The organism is Marinomonas phycocola (genome assembly GCF_047525455.1).
Taxonomy (GTDB): Bacteria; Pseudomonadota; Gammaproteobacteria; order Pseudomonadales; family Marinomonadaceae; genus Marinomonas.
On record NZ_JBLIXL010000020.1, the window covers coordinates 21,884 to 45,244 of the forward strand.

Annotated in this window: 23 protein-coding genes and 1 pseudogene; 9 read left to right on the forward strand and 15 right to left on the reverse strand. The window is 38.7% G+C overall.

The annotated features are described in order from the left end of the window. Positions 1-2: 2 nt before the first annotated feature. The 3 genes from ACMUMJ_RS13265 to ACMUMJ_RS13275 all read right to left on the reverse strand — a co-directional run bounded on the left by ACMUMJ_RS13265 (position 3) and on the right by ACMUMJ_RS13275 (position 2,723). Positions 3-467: a tripartite tricarboxylate transporter TctB family protein gene (locus ACMUMJ_RS13265; RefSeq protein ID WP_414679335.1), complete on the reverse strand. Its 465-nt coding sequence runs from the start codon at positions 465-467 to the stop codon at positions 3-5. Positions 468-527: 60 nt separating this feature from the next. Further along, positions 528-1,502 carry a Bug family tripartite tricarboxylate transporter substrate binding protein gene (locus tag ACMUMJ_RS13270; protein ID WP_414679336.1) on the reverse strand — a complete coding sequence of 325 codons (975 nt, stop codon included), beginning with the start codon at positions 1,500-1,502 and terminating at the stop codon, positions 528-530. A 93-nt stretch (positions 1,503-1,595) separates the two neighbouring features. After that, positions 1,596-2,723: a mandelate racemase/muconate lactonizing enzyme family protein gene (locus tag ACMUMJ_RS13275; protein ID WP_414679337.1), complete on the reverse strand. Its 1,128-nt coding sequence runs from the start codon at positions 2,721-2,723 to the stop codon at positions 1,596-1,598. Between the two features lie 139 nt (positions 2,724-2,862). Between ACMUMJ_RS13275 and ACMUMJ_RS13280 the strand changes: the two genes are divergently transcribed. Then, positions 2,863-3,483, forward strand: coding sequence for a helix-turn-helix domain-containing protein (locus ACMUMJ_RS13280; RefSeq protein WP_414679338.1), 621 nt, complete (start codon positions 2,863-2,865; stop codon positions 3,481-3,483). A gap of 92 nt (positions 3,484-3,575) precedes the next feature. Continuing rightward, positions 3,576-3,740, forward strand: a pseudogene (locus ACMUMJ_RS13285) (Txe/YoeB family addiction module toxin); the annotation flags it as partial. On the opposite strand, the gene ACMUMJ_RS13290 reads toward ACMUMJ_RS13285, so the two are convergent. From ACMUMJ_RS13290 to ACMUMJ_RS13305, 4 genes are all read right to left on the reverse strand, one after another. Next, on the reverse strand, positions 3,734-3,874 hold the full coding sequence (locus tag ACMUMJ_RS13290) for a hypothetical protein (RefSeq protein ID WP_414679339.1): 141 nt from the start codon (positions 3,872-3,874) through the stop codon (positions 3,734-3,736). The pseudogene ACMUMJ_RS13285 and the gene ACMUMJ_RS13290 overlap by 7 nt on opposite strands. 157 nt (positions 3,875-4,031) lie before the next feature. Further along, on the reverse strand, positions 4,032-4,457 hold the full coding sequence (locus ACMUMJ_RS13295) for a hypothetical protein (protein ID WP_414679340.1): 426 nt from the start codon (positions 4,455-4,457) through the stop codon (positions 4,032-4,034). A 114-nt stretch (positions 4,458-4,571) separates the two neighbouring features. Beyond that, positions 4,572-4,988 carry an ester cyclase gene (locus tag ACMUMJ_RS13300; RefSeq protein ID WP_414679341.1) on the reverse strand — a complete coding sequence of 139 codons (417 nt, stop codon included), beginning with the start codon at positions 4,986-4,988 and terminating at the stop codon, positions 4,572-4,574. 645 nt (positions 4,989-5,633) lie between these two features. Then, positions 5,634-6,512: a carboxylate/amino acid/amine transporter gene (locus tag ACMUMJ_RS13305; RefSeq protein WP_414679342.1), complete on the reverse strand. Its 879-nt coding sequence runs from the start codon at positions 6,510-6,512 to the stop codon at positions 5,634-5,636. A gap of 645 nt (positions 6,513-7,157) precedes the next feature. On the opposite strand from ACMUMJ_RS13305, the gene ACMUMJ_RS13310 reads away from it, so the two are divergent. Beyond that, complete coding sequence (locus tag ACMUMJ_RS13310) at positions 7,158-7,814, forward strand: response regulator transcription factor (RefSeq protein WP_414679343.1); 657 nt, start codon at positions 7,158-7,160, stop codon at positions 7,812-7,814. Between the two features lie 17 nt (positions 7,815-7,831). Here the strand turns inward: ACMUMJ_RS13310 and ACMUMJ_RS13315 are convergent, their stop codons facing one another. The 4 genes from ACMUMJ_RS13315 to ACMUMJ_RS13330 all read right to left on the reverse strand — a co-directional run bounded on the left by ACMUMJ_RS13315 (position 7,832) and on the right by ACMUMJ_RS13330 (position 13,895). Continuing rightward, a complete protein-coding gene (locus tag ACMUMJ_RS13315) occupies positions 7,832-11,278 on the reverse strand; it encodes a hybrid sensor histidine kinase/response regulator (protein ID WP_414679344.1) in 3,447 nt (1,148 codons plus the stop codon). Between the two features lie 206 nt (positions 11,279-11,484). Then, positions 11,485-11,802 carry a hypothetical protein gene (locus tag ACMUMJ_RS13320; RefSeq protein WP_414679345.1) on the reverse strand — a complete coding sequence of 106 codons (318 nt, stop codon included), beginning with the start codon at positions 11,800-11,802 and terminating at the stop codon, positions 11,485-11,487. 105 nt (positions 11,803-11,907) lie between these two features. Continuing rightward, positions 11,908-13,644, reverse strand: coding sequence for a sodium:solute symporter family protein (locus ACMUMJ_RS13325; RefSeq protein WP_414679346.1), 1,737 nt, complete (start codon positions 13,642-13,644; stop codon positions 11,908-11,910). Beyond that, entirely contained in the window at positions 13,644-13,895 is a 252-nt protein-coding gene (locus tag ACMUMJ_RS13330) for a DUF4212 domain-containing protein (RefSeq protein ID WP_414679347.1), read from the reverse strand. The genes ACMUMJ_RS13325 and ACMUMJ_RS13330 overlap by 1 nt, the downstream gene beginning before the upstream one ends. Before the next feature lie 314 nt (positions 13,896-14,209). Between ACMUMJ_RS13330 and acs the strand changes: the two genes are divergently transcribed. Beyond that, on the forward strand, positions 14,210-16,108 hold the full coding sequence (gene acs, locus ACMUMJ_RS13335) for an acetate--CoA ligase (protein ID WP_414679348.1): 1,899 nt from the start codon (positions 14,210-14,212) through the stop codon (positions 16,106-16,108). Positions 16,109-16,237: 129 nt separating this feature from the next. On the opposite strand, the gene ACMUMJ_RS13340 is transcribed toward acs, so the two are convergent. Beyond that, positions 16,238-18,007, reverse strand: a complete 1,770-nt coding sequence (locus ACMUMJ_RS13340; protein WP_414679349.1) for a diguanylate cyclase domain-containing protein — start codon at positions 18,005-18,007, stop codon at positions 16,238-16,240. Between the two features lie 434 nt (positions 18,008-18,441). Between ACMUMJ_RS13340 and ACMUMJ_RS13345 the strand changes: the two genes are divergently transcribed. Next, complete coding sequence (locus ACMUMJ_RS13345; protein ID WP_414679350.1) at positions 18,442-18,723, forward strand: hypothetical protein; 282 nt, start codon at positions 18,442-18,444, stop codon at positions 18,721-18,723. Between the two features lie 71 nt (positions 18,724-18,794). Here ACMUMJ_RS13345 and ACMUMJ_RS13350 read toward each other — a convergent pair whose 3' ends face one another. From ACMUMJ_RS13350 to ACMUMJ_RS13360, 3 genes are all read right to left on the reverse strand, one after another. Next, positions 18,795-18,929 carry a hypothetical protein gene (locus ACMUMJ_RS13350; RefSeq protein ID WP_414679351.1) on the reverse strand — a complete coding sequence of 45 codons (135 nt, stop codon included), beginning with the start codon at positions 18,927-18,929 and terminating at the stop codon, positions 18,795-18,797. 160 nt (positions 18,930-19,089) lie between these two features. After that, positions 19,090-19,431 (reverse strand): Fis family transcriptional regulator, encoded by a 342-nt coding sequence (locus tag ACMUMJ_RS13355; RefSeq protein ID WP_414679352.1) that lies wholly within the window; start codon positions 19,429-19,431, stop codon positions 19,090-19,092. 70 nt (positions 19,432-19,501) lie between these two features. After that, a complete protein-coding gene (locus ACMUMJ_RS13360; protein WP_414679353.1) occupies positions 19,502-19,867 on the reverse strand; it encodes an MmcQ/YjbR family DNA-binding protein in 366 nt (121 codons plus the stop codon). A gap of 348 nt (positions 19,868-20,215) precedes the next feature. On the opposite strand from ACMUMJ_RS13360, the gene ACMUMJ_RS13365 reads away from it, so the two are divergent. From ACMUMJ_RS13365 to ACMUMJ_RS13380, 4 genes are all read left to right on the forward strand, one after another. Further along, positions 20,216-20,497 carry a hypothetical protein gene (locus tag ACMUMJ_RS13365; protein ID WP_414679354.1) on the forward strand — a complete coding sequence of 94 codons (282 nt, stop codon included), beginning with the start codon at positions 20,216-20,218 and terminating at the stop codon, positions 20,495-20,497. 236 nt (positions 20,498-20,733) lie between these two features. Continuing rightward, positions 20,734-20,874, forward strand: coding sequence for a hypothetical protein (locus ACMUMJ_RS13370; protein ID WP_414679355.1), 141 nt, complete (start codon positions 20,734-20,736; stop codon positions 20,872-20,874). Between the two features lie 454 nt (positions 20,875-21,328). Then, entirely contained in the window at positions 21,329-21,814 is a 486-nt protein-coding gene (locus ACMUMJ_RS13375; protein ID WP_414679356.1) for a DUF2946 domain-containing protein, read from the forward strand. 156 nt (positions 21,815-21,970) lie between these two features. Beyond that, on the forward strand, positions 21,971-23,347 hold the full coding sequence (locus ACMUMJ_RS13380; protein WP_414679357.1) for a PepSY-associated TM helix domain-containing protein: 1,377 nt from the start codon (positions 21,971-21,973) through the stop codon (positions 23,345-23,347). The last annotated feature ends 14 nt before the right edge of the window (positions 23,348-23,361 follow it).

Below are 23,361 nucleotides of genomic sequence, written 5' to 3' on the forward strand. Positions count from 1 at the left end.
TATCACCAAATTGTTGGAAGGTCGACAAAGAACACTTTAGTGAAAAGCAACTCTCCACCAACGCCCAAACAGGTCCCAAAAATGAACCGTGTTAATACCGTTTTTTTAGACATTACGGGCTGCAATATCCAAGAGACAATCGGTACTAAAAAGATAGTGGAGATAGAAAAAGGAACATCGAATAGAAAGATTGATAAGCAATAGAGAATAGACATAGATAACACACTAATTACTGAAATAATCTCTGTAATTGAATGATTGGTATCATCTTTATTTGCTCTAAAGCCGTTGCGAATTAAATCCAATAAAAGCAAGAAGATTAACAAGCCACTAAAAGCATATGGCGCAGCCTTCGACCCTAATGGATCAAAAGAAATACTATTAATTTGTGATGCTTGCCAAGCAGCAACAATCCCTAAGGCCAAAAAACAAGCCCAAGGAATGAGTTTTAAAATATAATTATTCATATATTTTCCTTAAGGATAAAGGGTGTTCACAATATGAGAGTTGCAAACACCTAGTTTTTATTATTTTTGTAGTGCTTGTTTGGCAATCGGTCCTACTGTAGCAATGGTCTCTGTTAAATGAGTTTGAAATTCTTCTCCTTTTAAGAAGACAGGTGTTGTTAACGTATCTTTATAAAAGTTTTGAATACGCGCTGAATTAGCTGCTTTTTGTAACGTATTAGCCAAAGTATCTACAACTTCATCCGAGGTATTTTTGGGTGCAAACCAATAGTTTGTAAAACAAAATTCTACATCCGCACCTTGTTCGGCAGCAGTAGGGACTCCAGGAAGCCTTGGGTGACGATCCTTAGAAAGTAAAGCAATGGTTTTTACTCGGCTTTTATCTGACATTTTTCCATCTTTAGTCATAGTAAAGTTTCGAGCACCAGCCGCTCCCACTGAAGCAACAGCAATCTGACCTCCAGTCAAAGCGGCAAAATTATCAGCTGATCCACCTATTTGAACAAAACGGAATTTAGTGTCTGTTGAGTTTTCTAATAAAATACCTGACATGTGATTCAAGCCACCTAGATTTACGCCAAACAAAATTTCCCCAGGCTTTTTCTTAGCAGCATTCACTAAATCAGTTAGAGAGTCATACCCAGAATCTTTTCGCACCATAAGAGCCATACAAATGCTTCCTGTTGCTGCAACTGGTTTATAGTCATTAGGCCCAAAATCAATGATTCCTGCGGCATTCGCACCGATTAAACCAGTTTCATGTAATAAAAATTCATAACCATCACCCGTTGAATCCATCACTCTACGAGCACCTACTGAAGAGTGCCCACCAACATTCACAATAGAAAGAGGCTGATCGAGCAACTTTTGTTCTGCTATCGCGGCAGAAAAACTTCGCCCTACCAAATCAGTAGACCCCCCTGCCTTAAATGGTACAACCAACTTAATTGGTCGTTCAGGCCAATCTGCCAAAACAGGAAAGCTCAACGAAGACATAACTGCAGCCAAACATGCTTTTCTAATAAAAGTATTCATTATTTTCATTCTCCACCATCATAAACTATAAGACATAAATATCCTATACGACATTATTTTCTAAAACAACACACAAAAAAATATTATTTCGTATTACTGATCTGGAAGCGCTTCATTGCAATTAATTAATAACTCTAAAGGTGGCTCGAAGCCTAAACCTGAGTTATTTAAGAGTGCTATTTTTCCTGATTGGATTTTTTTATAAGAGGGGTCTGCAAAATCAAACATCATTCTATGAAATTGATGATATTCAACATGCTCAATATTGTCACAAGCACCTGCTAAATGCATAGAAATCAGCTCAGCTAACCAAGTTGACGAGCATTGTAATGAGACATTTTTTCCAAACTCTTTAGCAAGCTCTATCATATTGAGAGAAGCGTTGATACCGCCAACAGCAATAGGTGAGAATTGTAGGATACCAATAGCATTTTGTTGTAACAATGCACGAAATACTTCATACCTCGACTCAGCTTCAAACACCATCACAGGAATATGATTATTTAACCAGCTCATTGCTTCCCAGTCATGAGCCTTAAAAGGTGCCTGTATTGCCTGAATATTCCAGTTTTTCCAATAAGGAAGCCATTGACTGGCTTTATCTTTATCTAGACTGTACACCGCATCCAGTATGATCGATACGTTAGGCCCCACCATTTTTCTAACATGAGAAACTCTTGCGACATCTTCATCAAAAGATCTACCGCCAAACTTCATTTTTACCGTTTCAAACCCTTGATTTACATACCCCTCTACTACTGCTCCTAAACTTTCAGGGCTATCATCTTTTTGATACAAACCACCACTCGCATAGACGGGAATAATAGGCCTTTTAATACTTGAATTGAGAGTTTGATATAAGGGGCAGCCTAATGTTTTGGAGTGCATGTCCCATAAAGCACAGTTAACGCCACTCACAGCAGCAGATAACATACCGTGCCTACCTGAAAGCACGGAACCCGATAAAAGAAATTGGCTAAAATCTTCTATTGAATCTATTTGCGCACCTAATACCATGCTTTTAATTTCAGTTTGAATAAAGCGAATTAATGCATCGGCGGATAGATCAAATGTCCAACATTCACCCCATCCTATATTTCCTAAATCATCAATGAGTTGAATAAGCACAGCCTGTTTCCTATGCCAGACAATTCTAGGATTTGAGGCACTACCATCAAACTTTGATTCACCTAAATAAATGTTGAATTTTCTAATTATCACTTAAATTCCTCATAAAATGTCACATACGACATTTATGAATAATAATACAAAGTCAAACTTCCATTCAAGTTAATATTTTTTTACTATACTCCTCCACTATTCGATGACAGCCCTAAAGAAAAGATGGATATTAAGTTTCATGATAGATCAAAGTAAAAATGCATTAGCACATCGTTTAAAAACGATCCGCAAATCAAAAGGCTTGACACTAAGCGAAGTTGAAAAGAGATGTGGCGTAACGGCTTCTACTATATCTAAAATCGAAAATGAGAGCATATCACCTACTTATGCAAATCTTTTGAGACTTGTTAAAGGTTTAGAAGTCGATATGGTGGATATTGTCAGTAATAATAAAACGGTCAATACAACGAAAACCAGACGATCCATCACATACTCAGGAAAGGGCAGTGAGTATTCAGTTGGCACACATGACTATAGAATATTGTGCAATGATTTATCCGATAAAAAAATGATCCCCATGCTCGCAACCATTAGAGCTAAAAGTATCAATGAATTGTCTTCAAAAAAGAGCGATTACCTTGCCACCCACGATGGAGAAGAAGTTCTCTATATCGTATCTGGTCAAGTCATTTTGCATACAGAATGCTACACCCCAGTTACATTAAACCCCGGTGACTGTGCCTATATAGATAGTACGATGGGGCATATTTGCCTAAAAGGATCAAAGGAAGATGCCGTCGTCTTTTGGGTGTGCTCAGATAACCACTCATTATCTATTCTAGAACCAAAAATAGAATAAGCCGTTATTAGAGTCTCTGGTTTTCATCAAAGTAATCAGTAAAAAAACAGACTACTCTCAATTCAAATATCACTCATTATAGACCGTTTTATATGGTATTTTTTGACGTGTACTACCTTTACTATCAAGCTACTGACAAAAAAATACTAAAACGCATTAATTTACTCATGAAAGAGATCAAAAGAACGCCCCAAGAAGGCATAGGTAAACCAGAACCATTACAACATGGATTATCTGGATATTGGTCTCGTCACATCCGTTTGCAATTAGCGTAGTTAATCAAACTAATTCCAACTACAAAAAACCAAAACTGTAACGTTGGAAGCACGTCGACAACAGAGCCAGCTAGTAATCCAGTACCTAGACCCATTGCTATTTTACTGATATTCATTAGTCATATTCCTTTATTTAGTAACGTTACAACTGGTGTGGACCTAACTTTATAAAGGCCTAGATGATTTTTTATGATTACATGGTTGTCCTGTATTAGTGACCTTTTTAATCTATTAAAATATATAAATTAAATTCACGGATGGCCTATATAGTTTTTATATAGTTTGGTTTCCATTGACTTTAATATTTAGCCAAACTGTTTGCCAACGATCAATTTTCTCTTTTGCTCCCAGTGCTTTGGGTGAAACGATAGTCGGCTCTTGAAGCAAAGAAGAATTTGATAATAGCGTTGAGTTTAAAGCCCCAATAAGTCTATTTTCTAACTGTAAAGACGCTGCGATGACAGATTGACAAGAACTGCATGTTATAAAGCCAGCTTGGTTAGTCCCTTGTTTCTGTATATCAAGTGGTTCTTTACTTTCTATTTCTAGCTCTCCTAAGGGGTGTGAAAGATAGGCAATATTTCTAGAAATACAAAAATCACAGTCACATGCTCGAGGACTATAGTGATCTAAAGTCTTAGGAAGGCTAAGTGTTACCTTCGTTTGCCCGCAACTACATCTACCGATACTTGATACCATCGCTGACTCCTTCTTGATTTTGTTTTTCTAATCTAGTCAACGGTTAAACAATCACCCATAATTGGATGACGGTTTTGTATTGCTTTGATGCAATAGTCACCTGTTAGGTATTTTTTATGCCCAACCCAACTGTTGAAGACTAATAGAATCGTTCCATATTTTTGTCACATGAGTTATTAGTAGCCCTTCAAATTTCATTGCATAAACATAATCAGCTGCAATAACTTTACCTGTTGGTTCACTAGGACCGCCTGGTCCTGTTTGAGTCCCATGAAATACACCAAAAGCAGTTACACAATTGCGTTTTTCATCTGTTGAAAAACTTTTTAATTCATAATGGCCATCAGGAATCGGCGTTAAAAGCCCTTTCATCCACTCTGTGTAACCTTCTACATTATCTATATCAGCCAAGACTCCTGCCTGTGCAGAAAAGGTAGCATTAGGATGACAATACTCTTTGCATACATCCCACCCCTTTCCTGTTTCACAAGCATCAAAAAACAATTCGGCTATCTCTGTAATATTACTCATTTTGTAAACTCCTCAGTTGTATTTAAACTTTACGATTATGGCTGACGATATAAAAACCCAACACTGTAATAACTCGTATTCTCGTTTACATACTTTCTAAAACGTCAAAATATCTCTATAAAAACTTGAATAATAAGAAATTTATGGGTTTTCCAACAGAGCTAAAAGCAAGAAAAAACATGTGTGTTATAGTGTTTATCCGCAGCACGTTATTTATCAAAAAGAACGTTCCATAAATTCTTATTCACTGATACTACAGCACTTTTCACATGCCTACTAATACGATTCGGGCACATACATGATTATTTTTTAGGTAAGAAAAGCGAAATCTTGGTAAAAGCGTATGAGTCTTAGCAGGTTCATCATGTCCATAATGGGCAAAGTGACTCGCTGATCTTCAAAGCTTTTTGAATGTTCTGAGTGTTCCCAATCATGCAATTGGTATGTTCTCGTTGCTCTGATATTAGCCGATGGCCATATATTAACGTGGCTGCGCCAAAACTTAGTTTGGGTCGATAGAACCATGGGCTGCTTACTGATCTTGATAGGATTAACAGTCGTGTTTGAGTAAAGTTAGCGACTCAAAGCTGCGACCTAAACACAGACCCTCATACATTCCTTTATAAGGGTCTTTTTTCTGCTTCTTTAAATAGCAGTGGCTTGAGTGTTTTGGATTTTTTGGTTGAATTTATCATTAACCCAAAGGGCAAGTAAGATAATACTTGCTCCGATAGTAAGCCGTAGAATATCGGCATCACGGTTCCAAAAAATCACATTCACAACAATCCCAGCAGGAATCAGCAAGTTATTTGCTACCGCTAATGCACCAACATTGACTAACGTTGCACCTTTATTCCAAGCAAAGTACCCCACGCCTGAGGCCACTACCCCTAAGTAGGTTAAAATAGACCATTGCAGTGTCGTGGTTGGCAATTTATCCGGGTTACCCAGTATCAAATAGCACGGTGTCACCACGGTGAGTGCGCCAATAAAGAACCAACCAAAAACAGTTCGCTGAGGTAAATCTGGTCGTTCTTTCGCTATAATGCGTTTATACCCAACCTGTCCGATAGCAAAACACACATTCGCCCCCTGCACGATGAGCAAGCCTTTAATAAATCCGTCATCCATCCCTTGGTAACGAATAGAAATGGCCCCTACTACGGCCAGCAAGGCGCTGATAATAAAACCGACATTAAGTCTTCTATCAAGTAAGTCATTTAATAATGTAATGTAGATGGGTGTCATAACGGTGAATAACAAAACTTCTGGCACAGACAAGTACAAAAACGATTGGTAATAAAACCCGTACATAATGCCTAGTTGGAAAGCGCCACAAACCATCAATTGCAGAGCGACTTTACGACCAACCTGACCCAGTTTTAAAAAAGGCAGGAAAACCATGGCCGCAAGCGCCACCCGCATGAGCACAGAGAACCAAGCGTCCACTTGCCCAGCAAGGTACACACCAATCAAACTGAAAGAAAACGCCCACAAAAACGTGACGGCTATTAGTATTCGCATAAAGATCCATTCCATATCGATAAATTTTCGACAAGTTTACCTACTTATTTAATACACGTAAATTAGTATACTTAAATTAAGAAAAGTGTTTACCAGAGAGCAATAATCAACCCTTTTAAAATAAAATCACACTCTTTTACTTGATAGCTAATGGCCTTTTCTGTCGTCTATCTAAAATACAAGTACACATAAAGTTGTTGAAAGAGAATTATCATTCAAACGTTTTAGCCGATCAAAAAGTGATGAAAGCCTAGGGAAAGTATCTCGAAAATAGGCCAGCTATTCACATTCGATACTCGCCTCGAATAGCCGGCTTTTATCCACATGCTGAGACAAGAGGACTTATTCGTACCTTCCCTAGAGACGATTGGGCAAGCCATCCATACAGTTAATTTAATAATGCCATAAACAGCATGAAGTCTTTATTCTGCCGAATAGCATCTCCTACCACATTGATATGCACCACAGGGGATTATTAATACCTATCTAAGGAAATAGGTCTGTGTAGACAAAAGATAAAATGTAGTATAGTGGCTGAGATATGGGTATGGAGAGTGACTCCAAAACACTTGCCTCAGCAAAAAGTCATATACTATCAAATAAGAAGATGATCCCTAGTATTTAATCGATGAAGGACAGATGAAGATGATTCAGCCACAAAAAATTATAATAGCTGATGATCACCCCCTTTTCAGGCAGGCATTATTAGACACTTTAAAATCTCAATTTTTGCAAACACAATGGCTAGAAGCTCAGACAATTGATGCTCTTGAGCAACAATTACAGGAAAATACAGAGTGCGATTTGGTTCTGTTGGATCTACATATTCCCGGCGCTCATGGTTTTAATACCTTAATTCATATACGTAGTCATTATCCACAAATACCTGTAATTGTTGTTTCTGCTTTTGAGGATAATGATACCATTGCGAAATCCATGAAATATGGAGCAGCAGGTTTTGTCCCTAAATCAACTCAGGTCGATACAATTTTCACTGCTATTGAAGAAATATTATTAGGTAATGTTTGGCTACCAGAAAGCTACCGTTTATCAAATATTAGTCATAAATTTTCTGATACGGCGTCACGAATAGCGAGTTTAACTCAGCAACAACATAAAATTTTAATGATGTTCGCACAAGGCTTATTAAATAAACAAATTGCGTATGACTTGGGAGTGTCTGAAGCGACGATCAAAGCGCATGCAACTGCGATATATAAAAAACTCGATGTTAGAAATAGAACACAAGCAGTGATTGCATTAAGTGAATTAGATATTAATTCTGCTAATTTAGAAAGTTAATTTCGATAAAAGCAGCATCACCCGTTACGATAATTGTTCTGAAGGTATTGAGTGAGTTTGCTGCTCATTAATGCACGTAATGCGGCAGGTTTTACTGATTTTCTCATAAAACCAACGTTCAACTCTTCACATTTTTCTTGTAAGCCATGCTCATCAGAAGCCGTAATTAAAATGGCTGGAAGTTGCTGTTGTAAACAAGTTTGAACGTCACATATAAGTTGCAGACCTTTCATATTATTATCTAACTGGTAATCGGCTAGAATAATATTTAAATCATCACTATTTTGTTTCGCTAAGTCTAACGCAGCCTCAGGTGTAAAGGCGGATAACACATTACACTCCCACATGGTGAGCAGTTCTACCATACCATTTAAGACGTTTTTATCATTATCGATACAAAGAACTGTAATGCCTTTAAAGCCCATATTAAATTGAGTATTTTCTATCGTCTCATCTTCGGTTGGGTAGGGTTTTATCCCTTCCAGAGTTAAAGTGAATTTACAGCCTTCACCTAGTTCTGATTGTAAATGTAATGGATGATTTAATAGGTCTGCTAAGCTTTGTGTGATGAATAAACCCAGCCCCATCCCTTTAGACGAACCTTCTGACGCTGAATCAAGCTGTGTAAACTGCTGGAATACTTGCTTTTGCTTTTCTCTTGGAATGCCCGGGCCGTTATCTATTACTTGAATGATCACCTGCTTACTTTTCAAGACTGCATTTAAATAAACGTTACCAGGGCTTGCGTATCGAAAAGCATTGGCAATCAAATTTTGTAAAATACGACGCAATAAAAATTGATCAGAATACACCCATGCTTGAGAAGGAATCACACTAAAGGATACGCCTTTTTGTTTGGCTAGTTCACAAAACTCATGAAGCAGCTCTTGGAATAACGAATGTAATGAAAATGAACTTAAACTAGGTTGGATATTACCACTTTCAATCCTAGCCATTTCACCAAGATCTGAAATTAACTTACTGGCTACTTTTAAAGCGTGATCTATGTTATTTACCTGACGATATTGTGAATCACTTAAGTTAGAGCTGTTTGACAGAGCGGAGGTAAATAAACGAGCGGCTTCTAATGGTTGCATTAGGTCGTGTGTATAGGTTTTTAAATAAAGGCTTTTCTTAATATGAGCTTGCTCTGCCTTTCTTTGTGCAATGACCAGTTGTTCGTTAGTGTGAACTAGCTTTTGTGTTCTCTCTATTACTCGGGCTTCTAAATCTAAATTGGCTTCTTTTAGTACTTGCTCTGCTTGACGGTATGCAGTGACATCCGAAAACATCATTACAAATCCACCACCAGGTAACGGATTTCCTTGTATTCGAATTGTTTGCCCATTCGCATTTTGTCGTTCTGAACTATGAGAGGTAGATTTACGTAGGTGGCGTAACCGCTTATTTACTTGATCTTCTATATTTCTTGAGTCGAAAAAGCTGTGTGTGACATTATATCGAATGAGATCCTCAATTGGACTGCCCACATACACTAACTCAGAAGGGTAGTTAAACAGTGTTAAATACATTTTATTCCAAGCGACTAGATTTAAATTCGCATCGATAATTGAAATTCCTTCTCCAGCATTTTCAATTGAACTGTGAAGCAAATTATTACTAAATTGCGCCCGTTCATTCGATGCCTCTTCAACTAATACAGCGAGTTCATTTAAAGCAATGTCTCTACCATCCAAAGCGGATGATAATACTAAGCGAGCGGATGATGCGCCCATCACACTTGCCAGTGTATTTTCAGTGTGTTGAAGTAATGCTTGGTTATAGATGGCATGGCCTAATTTTGAACGATCGTTCGAGGCGATGAATAAATTGAAGCTTGCTTTGGACTTTTCCTCTCCTACAAAACGAGACAGTAATAACTGAAGCTCATTTATATTAATTTTACGCTTGCCTCTACTCGGTAACCCCTGAACAGGTTGCCATTCAATAAACAAAGAAGCTTGTACTTGTTCTTGTACACTTTGACGACTAATTTGAGATATTAGCCAGAGGGTAAACACATTTGCACTTAAGCTTAATAGGGTTGCCATTGTATTAGGTGCGATAAATATATCCATAAATGGCCGATGATAAAGCCCTAACTGAGGTAAAAAGTTAAGTATTAACCACAATATAAAGCCAAATAAAATACCAGAGTAAACACCAGCTAACGTTGCTCTTCTCCAATAAAAGGCCGCAATTAATGCTGGTGTTAACTGAGAAAAAGCACCGAAAGCTACCTCTCCCATAGAAGACAGTGTTTCAGGAGACACCATCAAAAACACACCATAGCTAAGTAAAATAACTAATAGAACCAGAACCTTACGAACATTCAGTAGAAATAGGCGGAATTTATCATAATCATTGTGTTGTGTTTTGCTAATTTTAAATAACACAGGAAATACAATTTCATTGCTCAACATTGTGCTTAATGAAATAGAAGAAATAATCACCATTGAGCTGGCGGCTGAAATAGCACCGATAAAGCTTAATAAGGTAAGCCACGTTTGTTGTTCATATAAAGGCAGCAATAAAACGTAAGAATCAGAAGGAACCTGACCCTCTAGTAATAAATGCCCAGCAAGCCCTAGTGGCGCAGCAAATAGAGCAAACACCAATAAATAAAGAGGAAATATACGTCGACTTAGCCAAGTGTCTTTTTCATTTTTAAGCTCAACAACCATAACTTGAAATTGACGAGGTAGTGATAAAAAAGCGGCCATTACTATGATTAACATGCCGAACATGGCCGTAATATTGGGGAGCTGTAATTGTTGATTGAGTTGTGTGATGCCCCCTGACTGTCGCCAAATATCCACGGGGGAGTCAAATAGGACAAAGCAGACAAAAATTCCAACAGCTAAAAAAGCAATCAACTTAATAAGAGACTCAAATGCAATGGCTAACATGACTCCAGGATGTCGTTCAGTTACATCTATGTGCCTTACGCCAAATAAAATCGTAAAACCTGATAGAACTAAACTAATAATAAGACCAAATTGCCACAGAGTAATACTATTGTCAGCTTGCAATTGTTGGAATGAATAAACAATACCTTTTAGTTGTAAGGCGATGTATGGCAGGGCTCCAGCAAGGGCCACTAAGGTTACTAGAATGGCTAAGTTATGAGATTTGCCAAAACGCGAAGCAAGTAAGTCGGCAATTGATGTTAAATTTAGCTTTAAGCTAACGTGAATGATGCGCTGAATGAATGGCCAAGCGAAAATAAAAAGTAAAATAGGCCCTACATAGATCGGCAGATGAGACAGGAAGTTATTAGACGCTTGTCCAGTGGTACCTAAGAAACTCCAAGATGTACAATAAACCCCCAAGGTTAATGCATAGATGATAGGTTGGCTTTTATGCGCAAGTCTATGACGAAATTTATCACCGAGAAAAGCAATCACAAACAGTAAGCCAATATAGCTCATGCTGATAAGGGCTAATTGCCAGTTTGGGAACATAAAACGTCTCTAGCTAAACATAAAAGTAACCCTACGAAACTCTTTTAGCTTGTAGAGAAATGTGTCATTCAAATTCACTCACATTATTTATTAGTTTGAGTATAAAACTCACTAATGTATTGCCCTCCTTTAATTTTTGCAATGACTCTTAATAAATACTGATCTCCCTTATTGGGAATGGTATTACGTAATTTTGTTGGACTTTCCTAATAATAGGCAGATTCTTTCATTCCCAAAGGGTAAGTTTCAATACTTTCTTTTTTTCCTACTAAAAATAATGTAACACTGTCTAGGGGGAAGCTTGAGTGTATTTTGGTTAGGCCATCCTTATCATAAACATTCATTTCTAGCTCACCAGATTTCAGAATGCATTTTTGATTAATAACATCACACTCTTCAAAAGGCAGTAATTGAAAGACTTTCGCTTTATCTGCTTGATATTCAATATAAAAGTCGGACGCGATAAACCCTCCTATAAGTAAAAAAGGTACAACAAAAATGGCAAGTTTTCTATGACTGTTCATTTTAGTTCCTGTCGATAAGTCGCCTCATTGAGGCATTGGTTTTTAGATACACAGATACTATGAAAAAAGAGAAGGACACATTTATCCTCCTCTTCTTTCGTGCTTTTAATGATTATGAGCTTCGCCCGCGCCCTTTGGTATGCGGAAGTTATCGACCATTTGTTGAATATGCTCTGGTGCAGGACCCGTTATTTTCAGTACAGAAAACGCTACTGCAAAATTCACTAATGCACCCACAGCACCGAAGGCATTAGGTGAAATGCCTAAGAACCAATTAGGCTCCATACCTCCCAAGAATGACGTTCCTGGAATAAACATAATTCCTTTATGTTGGAATACATACAGCATTGTTACACCAATGCCACAACACATTCCCCAAACAGCGGCAGTACCACTCATCCTCTTAGCAAAGATCCCCATCATTAATGCTGGGAATATACTAGAGGCCGCCAAACCAAAGGCGAGAGCTACCGTGCCTGCGGCAAAACCAGGCGGATGTAAACCTAGATAACCAGCAACAACAATGGATAGTGTCATTACAACTCGCCCAGCAAAAAGTTCATTTTTCTCCGACATATTAGGTGTGAGTATTCCTTTCATTAAATCATGTGAAATAGAAGAGGATATTGCAAGCAATAGACCCGCAGCGGTTGACAGTGCCGCGGCCAATCCACCAGCAGCTACCAGCGCGATAACCCAATTGGGTAAGTTTGCAATGGCTGGGTTTGCAAGTACCATGATGTCACGGTCAACTTTGACCATTTCATTTGTCTCTTTATCTGCAACATACTGGATTTTCCCATCACCATTTTTGTCTTCAAATTTTAACAGTCCAGTTTTTTCCCAATCTTTAAACCATTGAGGTCGTTCTGCATATGCTAAATTTTGCCCTGCTGCGGGTTCAATTGTATTCATAAGGTTTAAGCGAGCCATAGCTCCAACGGCTGGAGCAACGGTATAAAGTAATGCGATAAAGACTAAGGCATAACCTGCTGATTGACGTGCTGCTTTAACAGAAGGCACGGTGAAGAAGCGCATGATAACGTGAGGTAAGCCCGCTGTACCAATCATTAATGATAAGGTATAAGCAAACATATCCAACGTACCATTTATATTTCCTGTTGTGTATTCTCTGAAACCTAAATCCGTAACGACCATATCAAGTTTATCGAGTAAATAAACACCACTTCCATCCGCCAAAGTAGAGCCTAGCCCCAATTGTGGGATAGGGTTACCAGTTAACTGTAATGAGATAAAAATTGCAGGGATGGTATAGGCAAAAATCAATACACAATACTGCGCTATTTGAGTGTATGTAATGCCTTTCATCCCTCCCAATACGGCATAAACCCACACAACAATCATGCCGAAGTAGATGCCATTATCGTATTCAACCTCTAAGAAACGAGAGAAGGCAACGCCCACGCCCTTCATCTGGCCAATAATGTAAGTAAGCGACGCGATAATCAAACATACAACGGCTACGATCCGAGCAGTTTTTGAATAATATCGATCAAAAATGAATTCAGGGACGGTAAATTTGCCGTGTTTACGCATATAGGGGGCTAGTAGCATCGCCAATAAAACATAGCCACCTGTCCACCCCATTAGGAAAACGGATCCACCGTAGCCTAAAAAAGCAATCAGCCCCGCCATTGAAATAAACGAGGCAGCACTCATCCAATCTGCTCCAATAGCCATGCCATTTTGCATTGGTGTTACACCACCGCCTGCTACATAAAAATCACTTGTTGAACCAGCGCGAGACCACCAAGCAATGCCAAAATACATAGCAAAAGAACCAAATACCGCAATATAGGTATAGACCTTTAACTCATCCATTATGACTCCTCCACGTTATATTTTTTATCGAGCTTATTCATTTTGGCGGTATACCAAAAAATTAAGGCGACGAAAGTATATATAGAGCCTTGTTGGGCAAACCAGAATCCGAGCTTATATCCTCCTATTCGAATTGAATTTAGAGGTTCTACTAGTATTAAACCAAATCCAAATGAGACAACGAACCAGATGGCTAAGCAGATAAATATTAGGCGTAAGTTTTCATGCCAGTATGAGCTGTTTTTGTCCACAATATTCTCCTTGCAACGTAATCGTTTTTTTTATTTTTACTTGTTGTAAAAAGAACAAGATTGAATATTTTTTTGGTTAGAGGCGATCCTCTAAAAAAATATTCAAACCATTCTGCAACAGATCGTAGCAAGTTTTTAAAAATTACCCTATTCAACTTTAGTCTAACCAGCGGGTGTAATGGTCTTTCTTCATACGCGTCACTCAATCTTAGACTTAGGTCTAATTTCTTAATGGATACGATTTCTCTACTTTATATCTCATTCAACATGAGCATTAAAAAATACTTAATAAAAAATATAGAGGAGCGGGTAATATGAGTAACTCAGAAAAATCTGATTTTTTTTATCCTAATGAAGATGTTATTGCACAAGCAAATGTAAGTGAATACGACAAAATGTATGAGTATTCAGTAAACGATAGAGAAGGATTTTGGGAAGAGCAGGCAGAAAACTTAAGCTGGTATAAAAAATGGGACAGTGTTCTTGATGAAAGCGATGCTCCACATTACAAATGGTTTGATGGAGGTGAAATTAACATTGTTCATAACGCAATTGATAGGCACATAGTGGGCCCTAATCGTAATAAAATGGCGATTATTTGGGAAAGTGAAAATGGCCAAGTGCGTAATTATTCTTATAACGGTTTAAATCGTGAAGTCTGTCAATTCGCAAATGTTCTAAAAAGTATGGGGGTAAGCAAAGGGGATATCGTTACTATTTATATGCCTCAAATTCCTGAATTAGTTTTTGCCATGTTGGCTTGTGCCAAGATAGGTGCTATTCATTCTGTCGTTTATGGTGGCTTTAGTAAAGAAGCGTTGTCCTCTCGTATTGATGATGCTACTAGTCGAATTTTAATTACGGCTGATGGTGGTTGGCGTCGTGGTAAAAAAGTTGATTTAAAATCGATTGCGGACGAGGCAATGAAAAGAACACCGTCCATTGAAGTATGCATTTGTGTTAAAAACAATGAATTAGACATTGAAATGGAACCCGCTCGTGATTTTTGGTTGCATGACTTAAAATCCTTACCTATTGCGAGTTCTCAGTGTGAAACCGAACATACGGACGCGGAAGATCCTCTCTTCATTTTATATACTTCTGGTACCACAGGTAAACCAAAAGGAATGCTGCACACTCATGGGGGGTACGCTGTTTACACCTCAACAACCCATAGAATGGCTTTTGATATAAAACCACAGGATAGATGGTGGTGTGCGGCCGATCCAGGATGGATTACGGGTCATAGTTACATTGTCTATGGGCCCCTAATTAACGGAGCGACGATCATGCTATATGAAGGAGCGCCTAATTACCCTTACCCGAATAGATGGTGGCAAATTGTTGAAAAGTATGGAATTAATATCCTTTATACATCACCTACAGCAATAAGAGGATTAATGCGTTTTGGCGATCGATGGCCAAAAAAGCATGACTTATCTAGTTTACGATTATTAGGGAGTGTTGGAGAACCGATTAACCCTGAAGCATGGCGTTGGTACCACCACGTGATAGGCCAAGATAAGTGCCCTATTATTGATACTTGGTGGCAAACAGAAACAGGCGGTTTTATGATCTGCCCTTTACCAATCACACCATTAAAGCCAGGATCTGCGACGAAACCGTTTTTTGGAAATGAGATCGGTCTCATCGATGAAGAAGGTAATGAAACGCCCTTAAACGAAGAAGGTAAGTTAATTATTAAAAACCCTTGGCCTGGAATGGCCCGTACTATTTTTAAAGACAAAGAACGTTATGCGGATTTGTATTGGCTTAAACAAAATAATAATAAATGGCATTACTTAGCTGGTGACAGCGCAAAAATAGACGAAGATGGCTATATTTGGGTAATTGGGCGTATGGATGAAGTACTCAAAGTGAGTGGTTATCGTTTGGGCACGTCGGAAGTAGAAAGTGCGTTAGTCAGCCATCCTAAAGTATCAGAAGCGGCCGCTGTAGGGTTACCACATGAACTAAAAGGTAATGCCATTCATACGTTTGTTATTTTAAAAGAGGGGGTCCTTCCTGACCCAGATTTGGAAATAGAACTTAAAGCTCATGTAGGAGCAGAAATGGGCAAAATTGCGATACCAGAGCTAATCGAATTTGTTACCGTATTACCAAAAACGCGTTCAGGCAAAATTATGCGCCGAGTATTAAAAGCAAGAGCGTTAGGTCAAGATGAAGGAGATTTAAGTACACTGGAAGAATAAACAGTCTTCCTTAAAGCATGGCGTTTCAGCAATGGAGCGCCATGATTCTTTCTGTCTTACCTAAGAAACAGCTACTCTCATACCTAAATCGTAGAACAGGCAATATAACTACACCACGCCTCATTTCCTTTAGGCACTAAACACATACCTGTTTTTGCCATTCGCTTTGGCTTTATACATAGCATCATCAGACACTCTTAATAAATCTTCAACTTGAAGCGCGTGTTCAGGAAAAATAGCGATACCGATACTTACACCTATTTCTACCTGATCATATGGTGATTCAAGCAAACTATCCAATGAGTTTACTAGTTTATCAGCCATATCAGAACAGTCTTCTTGCGTTTGAATATTTGGAATAACTAACAAAAATTCATCGCCACCAATTCTTGCTACCATATCCTTCTCTCGTAAGTTCCGAGTGAAGCGCAAGCTCACTTCTTTTAATACTTTATCGCCAATTTGATGGCCATATTGATCATTTACACTCTTAAAGCCATCAAGATCAGCAAACATGACAGCAAAGCGCTTATCTGTTTCTCTGTGTGTTTCGATAATTTTATTCAAGTAGGTCATCGCATAATTACGATTGGGTAAATTTGTAAGCGAATCATATTCTGCTAGATAACTTAGTCTTTTCCGCATTTCTTCACGTTCAAGCGCACTGTTTTTAAAGAGTAGCAACGCTTGAGCCATACCACCCACCTCATCTTCACGTTCCGATACAGAAACATTAACACTTAAATCATTACGAGCTAACCTGTTCATTGCATTTGTCATAGTGACGATAGGTTTCGCCAGATCGATAGCCAAAAGATAACCGAGTACAGTAATAGCGACAGCAATGATTACACCGCTAATCATTAAAAAATGATTTAATATAATGACAGGCTCAAGCACTTCTACTTCATCAATTTCAGCTAGAATAGCCCAACGTGTATTAAGAAAATCAATTGATTTATACGCTGAAAATACCGGTACATTTCGGTAATCTAAAGTGGCCTCCACACCCTCTTGACCTGCTAAAGCACTTTTTACTGACGTGGTTTCTACTCGCTTTTTAAGAATACTGGGAGACGAAAAGAATCGTGAATCACTCCTCATTAAATAATCCATGCCTACTAAGTAAGTTTCACCCGTTTCTCCCATACCCGCTGTAACTTGCATGACATTATTAAGTTCATCTATCGACATTTGAAAAGCAAGTACACCTATGTAATGTTTATCTTCATCGAATATCGGTGCTGCAATAAAACTAGCTGGGGCCCCATCACTCGGTTCATAAGAGGCAAAATCTGCAAAAAACAAAAAACCTTGAGTCTTATTTTGACTCACATTCGCGAATGCTTCCGCCAAGTTTGAATGCCTGTATTCACCAGTACGTAAATTACTTGCAAAATCCAGCTCTTTCTTTGCAGAATAAATAATGCTGCCTTGAACATCTATAAGAAAGACATCATCGTATGCACGCGCTGCGATTAAATTAATAAATAAAGAGTGATATTTTTTATGTGTTTGACTGTAGTCTGAGGCATCGTCTGCATTGAGTAAATTGGCTTTTAGACCTAAAGAAAAAGGATTATTCTTAATATAGTGGGATTGTAAATACCGTGTTTTATCATTAGGTAATGCTTTCCATGCTGCATTAAATTCTTTTATCGCTGATGGAACCAAAGGCCCCTGTGAATGATAAGTGACATCTTGACGTATGGTTTTAAAATATTTTTTCAAAGCCGATTCACGCGATTCTAAGAGAGAATATAACTTTGCTTTAGATTCACTGCGCATCGCTTCGGCAGCATGCTGATAGACGATAACCCCCGTCACCAATGCAGATATCAGTGCCAGAAAAATCATAATTAAAGGTAGTTTTCTAGGTAATAAGATATTTTGTAACAATACGAGTCTCTTTTTTAGGCTTTCACGTTGCGATCATCTACAGAGCATAACCGGTTAAATTCACACTGTTTTTTTGTTAGTTAATTTTATTAAGATCATTGCGAATTTTCGCTTACCTTGCCCTGTCCTACTTTGCCCTAAATCAATAAGATTTTCAATTACCCGTGGAGCATTTCACCCTCGATTAAATGTGCCAAATCACTCATTGCAGTTTCCTGTTAATAGAGTTTGATACTTGCTGACATTGTGCCAGAAATGCAGCCAATTCTGCACATTCCATCCTTAAAATTCTTAATTAGTACTAATAGATATTCAACGAAGTAACAAACTGGGAAGCGGCTCCCAAAGGCTATTTTTATGTCTTCGCTTAGTGAATAATCACTCCATCGAAACGCAACAGCGATTCATTTTTTTATACATTTTGGAGATTTATTATGAACACATTTACTAAAGCATCTTTGGCTCTTTTGACTTCTTCTGTTATCACGACGTCTGCTTTTGCAGCAGGTTCTACTGGTGAAACGTCTTACGAAGATTACCGCACCAACGTTTCCAGTGTTGAAGCGTTGTCTAACACATTAGAATCTAAAGGCATTGAGTTTAACGCTGATGTGAACCTTCAAGGTGCGAACACTTTCGCTAAGAAAGCCGACGCTTACAGTGACAAGTACCAAGAATTGCAAACGATTTTCAATACAGCGCACTTCTCTAACTAATTTCTAACGCACTTTTAAAAAGCCAGGCTTGTGTCCTGGCTTTTTTGCCTTCAATTCTTCACACATTTCATTCATTCAAGTAACTCATTTACATGCAGTGGAGCCTTATGTAATTCAACTGCCAACCCTTGATAATGACGCAGTAATCGTAATAAACCCATCATGTCCGCTGCGGGCAACGCAACTAAGTTACGGTTTTGTTTCATAGCGTTCTCGGAGTGTGCAAAATGATGCAAATCATAACTTAGCTGCTTCTCTTTTGTATAGAAACAACGTATCCCTTATTCCTGTTAGTCAGCCTGAAAACTACCCACAGTTAGCTTTGTTAACTCAAATACCGGTCATCACTCTGAATTCGATTCATCCCTATCCAAACCTATCAGCCCATTTGCCATTGTGACTTTTCTGGCAGTTCTCTTCTGTATCATAAGAAATATGTTGACTCGCATTCTTTAAATTGATTCCAATTTCACACAATTTCGTTTGAATAATAGCGCTTAACTCCTGACGCTTACCCGCTTCCAAGAAAGCAGCAAGATTGTCATTGGTATCAAACACACAAACCACATTTAAGCTTTTGGGGAAATTTGAGTAATGCACGAAATGCGTTAACCATTGAAACCCAGTAAACGCTTTTAACGAGATCTCACATACATCGGTTAGTGATGCGATTAGCTGCTTTTCTATTTTTTTATCTGTTTTACGCATAGTTGAGTTACTGCTTATTGCCTTATGATGGCGTATCTTATGATAGAGAGCCTTAATGTCAGACTCAGTTTTAATCTTGATTCAAACCGAGCTCTTTTTGCTTCCTCTTTGTAAGTCCTAATGACACCAAACGATAGGATTCCGTCAGGTAATACATCAGCTCTTCATCTTTCTCTGGAAGGCTATCAAATTGCTGTATCCATTTCATTCCACGATTCGCAAAATACGGCGCGGGTCTATACCCTTCGCATTCACTTAAAAAATCAAAATTCTGTTCCGATGTTTTAAAAGTAAAAGCAGGCGATTTATCTTTTGCCCAACCACCGATGGCAAACACCTTATCCCCCACTTTCCAAACATGCGAGTCCCCCCATTGAATAATATGAGACGTGGCAGGTAAGGAACCACAAAACTGATTAAATTCATCGTAATTCATCTGTCCTCCTTTTAGTCTTTTCTTTCACTATCTTCTCTCGCATTTTTCTTTAAGACATGCCGTTACGACTCGATCTTATTTATAATACTCGTAAGGTCATCCATTGAAGAAGAAAATATTTTCTAAATTCGCTAAATCGCACACAAACATCATTTTGAAATGTGTGCAAAATACCGTCAAACCTGCACATTCCATCCTTTAAATTCTTAATTAGTACTAATAGATATTCAACGAAGTAACAAACTGGGAAGCGGCTCCCAAAGGCTATTTTTATGTCTTCGCTTAGTGAATAATCACTCCATCGAAACGCAACAGCGATTCATTTTTTATACATTTTGGAGATTTATTATGAACACATTTACTAAAGCATCTTTGGCTCTTTTGACTTCTTCTGTTATCGCGACGTCTGCTTTTGCAGCAGGTTCTACTGGTGAAACGTCTTACGAAGATTACCGCACCAACGTTTCCAGTGTTGAAGCGTTGTCTAACACATTAGAATCTAAAGGCATTGAGTTTAACGCTGATGTGAACCTTCAAGGTGCGAACACTTTCGCTAAGAAAGCCGACGCTTACAGTGACAAGTACCAAGAATTGCAAACGATTTTCAATGCAGCGCACTTCTCTAACTAAGCACTGACTGAACAGCACTCCCTTTTTTCCAAGGTTCCTTTTTAAGCCAGATTGTTTACTTTAAACAATCTGGCTTTTTTTGCTTATTACTTTTTCATATTTACTTTTGTGTAACTTGATGACGATTTGATGGTGTCTATGGAGCAGGTACAACATCCAACGAATTCACTCTATCCAATGTCGCTGGCACATCTTCTTTTACATTTAGCCAACCCTCTGCGGGATTAGACAGTGGATTGTGTGCCTTTCAACAAGCCTTCAATCAATTCACACTAGCAGGTTCTGGTGGTGATGCAGGACTAATTCAGGACAGCACCTGGAAAGCATTGTATCGAGGTGTTGCGTGTCAAGGGGATTCAACACCGCAATTACCGTAGGAGAATCCACCGCCACATGGAACACAAAGTCAGATTGGTATCAGGAGAATGGTATTTTTCATTATTATGCTCAATTTTTACATTACTCAGATATTGATGGCAAGAATTCAAAATGGACATAAACCATCCTTGTCTCGAAGTACATGGAAATGAACTTCAGGTCGTTTTCAATTTTTCCATGATTCAGGCCTCATACTGTTAGTAATCTCTGTCTATTTCCTCCCTTAATCTGTCATAATGACCCTACTTAAAAAATGTTATTACATAAATTCATGTTGGGGCGATTTTATGATCACTATGGAATTTCTTGTTAGACACCATATTATCTATTCAGAAAAAATGAGCATAATCATGCAAAGAGTGTTTGCAAGCAGCTTTACAATTTTAGGCGCTAAATTGGCATTAACAGAGCAAAAGTAAAAAGCCGTTTATTTTTAAAAGGACGCTAAGAAAAGTGCCTAAGGGATTCCACAGTATTCAACAGAGCAAGACTGAAAAAACCGTCTTGCTTAGCTTATGCTCAGTACTGATCATTTATTTTGCGCCGTTCTTTTGGCAAATCTGCTCTGCTCTGGTTCATCCCCACTCAACTTACGAACACACACTTGAAGAAGTTCGTAGTGCAGAGAGCCAGTCACCTAGCCATTACATTTTTGTGGGTCATGATCATCATCACTACGCTCAGTTTGGTTTCACTCCAAATGTTCATCAAGGTACTTTAAGTCCTGCATCACACATTAATTTGTTCGAAGCCTGCAGCTATTGCTCGCTACTTTTTCATCTTAATTGGATCGATGTAAAGCCTTTTGAACTCATTGCATTAGCAAAGCCCACCTACCTAATTCTGTTTCTTGCGACTTTATCCGCTCGGTTACATCCACGCTTTACGCCATTAAATCCACGCGCACCACCTACACGTTTCCACCAGATTAATCTATAAAAATACATAACTGCATTTTCTTAATTCTTTTTTCGAATGGAAGATGTGGCCCCTTATTTTTGTCACAGTCTATTTTGACAAAGCACGGCTAGAGCACGCTTTAACATTTATTTTTAAAGCGGTTTTTTGGTCGATTATTTTATGGTTGAAACGTTTATGTCTACACAAAAAAATACAGGTTCAACGGGCGCTCAGTCGAACGCTCTGCTTTTATTAATTACTCGTTTGCATTTTTATATTGGTTTATTTGTTGGGCCTTTTATCTTCATCGCCGCATTCACCGGTGTGTTGTATATCATTACCCCTCAGTTAGAAAGCGCTCTTTATAGTGACGCTTTAACTACCCAAAGCATTGGTGAATATAAGACGCTTACCGAACAAATTGCCGCTGCAAAATCAAACCTTGATGAAGAACTTACCTTGTTTGCGGTACGCCCAGCACCAGAACAGGGAGACACTACCCGCATCATGTTTTTAGACCCAACAGCGGGATTGTCAGGCGCAAGAGCCTTGTTTATCGACCCTGTTACGTTAGAGCTAAAAGGAAACCTAGCGGTATATGGCACCAGTGGGATTTTACCACTGCGTACCACCATCGATTATTTACATCGCCAATTACTCTTAGGTGAGTTCGGTCGTTATTACAGTGAACTGGCGGCTTCATGGTTGTGGTTTGCAGCGCTTGGTGGTCTTTTCCTTTGGATGAAAGGAGGAAAGAAAAACCAAACTGAATTCGCTTCTCGAACGCTTCACTTAACCAAACGTAGGCGGCATGGCCAGCTGGGTCTTGTAATATTTATGGGGCTATTATTTTTTTCCGCCACTGGCTTAACCTGGTCAAAATGGGCAGGCGGTAATATAGGAGACGTTCGTAAAACCCTTGGATGGGTCACGCCATCTGTATCCTTATCTTTAACTGCAATTGAAGAGAATTCAGATGAACATGCTGACCACATTCAACATACCGATCATCTACCTAAGCCAACAACAGAGGTACCAAATGACCGACTATTTGACCAAATATTAGCAACCGCAAAATCCGCTGGCATTAATGCGCATAAGCTTGAAATAAAACCACCTAAAAGCATCGATAAAGCGTGGTACGTACGAGAAATAGATCGCTCGTGGCCCTCTCAGGTAGACAGTGTTGCTATTGACCCTCGTAGCATGACGGTCACCAGCCGTTCAGACTTCGAGACCTATCCTCTGATCGCAAAATTGATTCGTTGGGGAATTGATGCGCACATGGGAATTTTATTCGGCGTCGTTAATCAAGTCATTTTAACCTTCTTTGGTTTGGCATTATGCTTAATGATTATTTGGGGCTATAAAATGTGGTGGATGCGTCGTCCTACCGCAGGCCAAACAGTAAAACCGCTATTACAGGCTTGGAACAGGCTGTCTGGTTTGGGAAAGATCGTTACCTTGCTGATAGCGATACTCCTTAGCATCAGTTTACCTGTAATGGGTGTCAGCCTGATTCTTTTCCTTTTGGTAGATTTGTTTCGCTGGCAACAACAAAGCAAGCAATAAAGAGTCAATTAACA

Bases quoted from the DNA above. Each gene is read 5' to 3' on its own strand.
- ACMUMJ_RS13265 (WP_414679335.1), bottom strand. From the start codon at position 467: ATGAATAATTATATTTTAAAACTCATTCCTTGGGCTTGTTTTTTGGCC.
- ACMUMJ_RS13270 (WP_414679336.1), bottom strand. From the start codon at position 1,502: ATGAATACTTTTATTAGAAAAGCATGTTTGGCTGCAGTTATGTCTTCG.
- ACMUMJ_RS13280 (WP_414679338.1), top strand. From the start codon at position 2,863: ATGATAGATCAAAGTAAAAATGCATTAGCACATCGTTTAAAAACGATC.
- ACMUMJ_RS13290 (WP_414679339.1), bottom strand. From the start codon at position 3,874: ATGAATATCAGTAAAATAGCAATGGGTCTAGGTACTGGATTACTAGCT.
- ACMUMJ_RS13295 (WP_414679340.1), bottom strand. From the start codon at position 4,457: ATGGTATCAAGTATCGGTAGATGTAGTTGCGGGCAAACGAAGGTAACA.
- ACMUMJ_RS13300 (WP_414679341.1), bottom strand. From the start codon at position 4,988: ATGAGTAATATTACAGAGATAGCCGAATTGTTTTTTGATGCTTGTGAA.
- ACMUMJ_RS13305 (WP_414679342.1), bottom strand. From the start codon at position 6,512: ATGCGAATACTAATAGCCGTCACGTTTTTGTGGGCGTTTTCTTTCAGT.
- ACMUMJ_RS13310 (WP_414679343.1), top strand. From the start codon at position 7,158: ATGATTCAGCCACAAAAAATTATAATAGCTGATGATCACCCCCTTTTC.
- ACMUMJ_RS13315 (WP_414679344.1), bottom strand. From the start codon at position 11,278: ATGTTCCCAAACTGGCAATTAGCCCTTATCAGCATGAGCTATATTGGC.
- ACMUMJ_RS13320 (WP_414679345.1), bottom strand. From the start codon at position 11,802: ATGAACAGTCATAGAAAACTTGCCATTTTTGTTGTACCTTTTTTACTT.
- ACMUMJ_RS13325 (WP_414679346.1), bottom strand. From the start codon at position 13,644: ATGGATGAGTTAAAGGTCTATACCTATATTGCGGTATTTGGTTCTTTT.
- acs (WP_414679348.1), top strand. From the start codon at position 14,210: ATGAGTAACTCAGAAAAATCTGATTTTTTTTATCCTAATGAAGATGTT.
- ACMUMJ_RS13345 (WP_414679350.1), top strand. From the start codon at position 18,442: ATGAACACATTTACTAAAGCATCTTTGGCTCTTTTGACTTCTTCTGTT.
- ACMUMJ_RS13350 (WP_414679351.1), bottom strand. From the start codon at position 18,929: ATGAAACAAAACCGTAACTTAGTTGCGTTGCCCGCAGCGGACATGATG.
- ACMUMJ_RS13355 (WP_414679352.1), bottom strand. From the start codon at position 19,431: ATGCGTAAAACAGATAAAAAAATAGAAAAGCAGCTAATCGCATCACTA.
- ACMUMJ_RS13360 (WP_414679353.1), bottom strand. From the start codon at position 19,867: ATGAATTACGATGAATTTAATCAGTTTTGTGGTTCCTTACCTGCCACG.
- ACMUMJ_RS13365 (WP_414679354.1), top strand. From the start codon at position 20,216: ATGAACACATTTACTAAAGCATCTTTGGCTCTTTTGACTTCTTCTGTT.
- ACMUMJ_RS13380 (WP_414679357.1), top strand. From the start codon at position 21,971: ATGTCTACACAAAAAAATACAGGTTCAACGGGCGCTCAGTCGAACGCT.